The sequence below is a fragment of the Sporosarcina sp. ZBG7A genome (assembly GCF_000813425.1).
Taxonomy (GTDB): domain Bacteria; phylum Bacillota; class Bacilli; order Bacillales_A; family Planococcaceae; genus Sporosarcina.
In genome coordinates, this window is sequence record NZ_JWIB01000053.1 from 1 (window position 1) to 3,133 (window position 3,133).

Sequence of the window (3,133 nt, forward strand, 5' to 3'; positions counted from 1 at the left end):
ATGTGTATAAGAGACAGGTGCTAAATATTCTTCAAACTTGTTCATTGAAAACTGGATAAAACAACATTGAAGCAACAAATCAAGACAATCAACCGAGTCGGACACTATTCGTAGTGAGCCGAACAGCGATTCTTTTGTTCTTTCTTCTCATTCATCGCTGAATGAAAGAAGAACGTTAACTTTTTGGTTAAGTTAGAAAGGGCGCACGGCGGATGCCTTGGCACTAGGAGCCTAAGAAGGACGGCACTAACACCGATATGCTTCGGGGAGCTGTAAGTAAGCTTTGATCCGAAGATTTCCGAATGGGGAAACCCACCATCTTTAATAGGATGGTACGTATTTGTGAATACATAGCAAATACGAGGCAGACCCGGAGAACTGAAACATCTAAGTATCCGGAGGAAGAGAAAGAAAAATCGATTCCCTGAGTAGCGGCGAGCGAAACGGGAAAAGCCCAAACCAGGAAGCTTGCTTCCTGGGGTTGTAGGACACTCTATACGGAGTTACAAAAGGATGAGTTAGGCGAAGCGACCTGGAAAGGTCCGCCAGAGTGGGTAAAAGCCCCGTAACCGAAAATTCATCCCCTCCAGAGTGGATCCTGAGTACGGCGGAACACGTGAAATTCCGTCGGAATCCGGGAGGACCATCTCCCAAGGCTAAATACTCCCTAGTGACCGATAGTGAACCAGTACCGTGAGGGAAAGGTGAAAAGCACCCCGGAAGGGGAGTGAAATAGATCCTGAAACCGTGTGCCTACAAGTTGTCAGAGCCCGTTAATGGGTGATGGCGTGCCTTTTGTAGAATGAACCGGCGAGTTACGATTCCATGCGAGGTTAAGCAGAGAATGCGGAGCCGCAGCGAAAGCGAGTCTGAATAGGGCGAATGAGTATGGGGTCGTAGACCCGAAACCAGGTGATCTACCCATGTCCAGGGTGAAGGTAAGGTAACACTTACTGGAGGCCCGAACCCACGTACGTTGAAAAGTGCGGGGATGAGGTGTGGGTAGCGGTGAAATTCCAATCGAACCTGGAGATAGCTGGTTCTCTCCGAAATAGCTTTAGGGCTAGCCTCAAACGTTAGAATCTCGGAGGTAGAGCACTGTTTGGACTAGGGGCCCATCCCGGGTTACCGAATTCAGACAAACTCCGAATGCCGATGATTTATGTTTGGGAGTCAGACTATGGGTGATAAGGTCCATAGTCGAGAGGGAAACAGCCCAGACCGCCAGTTAAGGTCCCAAAGTATTCGTTAAGTGGAAAAGGATGTGGCGCTGCCCAGACAACCAGGATGTTGGCTTAGAAGCAGCCATCATTTAAAGAGTGCGTAATAGCTCACTGGTCGAGTGGCGCTGCGCCGAAAATGTATCGGGGCTAAACGAATCACCGAAACTGCGGATTGACACCTTTGGTGTCAGTGGTAGGAGAGCGTTCCAAGGGCGTTGAAGCTGGACCGGAAGGACTGGTGGAGCGCTTGGAAGTGAGAATGCCGGTATGAGTAGCGAAAGAAGGGTGAGAATCCCTTCCACCGAATGCCCAAGGTTTCCTGAGGAAGGCTCGTCCACTCAGGGTCAGTCGGGACCTAAGTCGAGGCCGATAGGCGTAGACGATGGACAACAGGTTGATATTCCTGTACTACCTCCCCACCGTTTGAGTGATGGGGTGACGCAGAAGGATAGGGTGAGCGCGCTGTTGGTCATGCGCGTCTAAGCAGTGAGGTGTGAAACGAGGCAAATCCCGTTTCTATAACATTGAGCTGTGATGGCAAGGGGTGTATACCCTGGAGTCCCTGATTTCACACTGCCAAGAAAAGCCTCTAACGAGGTGGGAGGTACCCGTACCGCAAACCAACACAGGTAGGCGAGGAGAGAATCCTAAGGTGATCGAGAGAACTCTCGTTAAGGAACTCGGCAAAATGACCCCGTAACTTCGGGAGAAGGGGTGCTCTGGTAGGGTTTATAGCCCGAGAGAGCCGCAGTGAATAGGCCCAGGCGACTGTTTAGCAAAAACACAGGTCTCTGCAAAACCGTAAGGTGACGTATAGGGGCTGACGCCTGCCCGGTGCTGGAAGGTTAAGAGGAGAGGTTAGCGCAAGCGAAGCTTCGAATTGAAGCCCCAGTAAACGGCGGCCGTAACTATAACGGTCCTAAGGTAGCGAAATTCCTTGTCGGGTAAGTTCCGACCCGCACGAAAGGCGTAACGATCTGGGCACTGTCTCAACGAGAGACTCGGTGAAATTATAATATGCGTGAAGATGCGCATTACCCGCGACAGGACGGAAAGACCCCGTGGAGCTTTACTGTAGCCTGATATTGAATTCCGGTGCAGCCTGTACAGGATAGGTAGGAGCCTAAGAGACCGGAGCGCTAGCTTCGGAGGAGGCAATGGTGGGATACTACCCTGGCTGTATTGGACTTCTAACCCTTGCCCGTGATCCGGGCAGGAGACAGTGTCAGGCGGACAGTTTGACTGGGGCGGTCGCCTCCTAAAGAGTAACGGAGGCGCCCAAAGGTTCCCTCAGAATGGTTGGACATCATTCGTAGAGTGCAAAGGCATAAGGGAGCTTGACTGCGAGACCTACAAGTCGAGCAGGGTCGAAAGACGGGCTTAGTGATCCGGTGGTTCCGCATGGAAGGGCCATCGCTCAACGGATAAAAGCTACCCCGGGGATAACAGGCTTATCTCCCCCAAGAGTCCACATCGACGGGGAGGTTTGGCACCTCGATGTCGGCTCATCGCATCCTGGGGCTGTAGTCGGTCCCAAGGGTTGGGCTGTTCGCCCATTAAAGCGGTACGCGAGCTGGGTTCAGAACGTCGTGAGACAGTTCGGTCCCTATCCGTCGCGGGCGCAGGAAATTTGAGAGGAGCTGTCCTTAGTACGAGAGGACCGGGATGGACACACCTCTGGTGTACCAGTTGTCTTGCCAAAGGCATCGCTGGGTAGCTATGTGTGGACGGGATAAATGCTGAAAGCATCTAAGCATGAAGCCCCCCTCGAGATGAGATTTCCCATTACGCAAGTAAGTAAGATCCCTCAAAGATGATGAGGTGGATAGGTCTGGTGTGGAAGCATGGCGACATGTGGAGCTGACAGATACTAATCGATCGAGGACTTTCCCAAATATAAGTTAAAGAGC

Annotated in this window: 1 rRNA gene; it reads left to right on the forward strand. The window is 51.8% G+C overall.

Annotation, left to right across the window (positions count from 1 at the left end):
- Positions 1 to 185 precede the first annotated feature (185 nt).
- Positions 186 to 3,117, forward strand: a 23S ribosomal RNA gene (locus RL70_RS15760).
- Positions 3,118 to 3,133 lie beyond the last annotated feature (16 nt).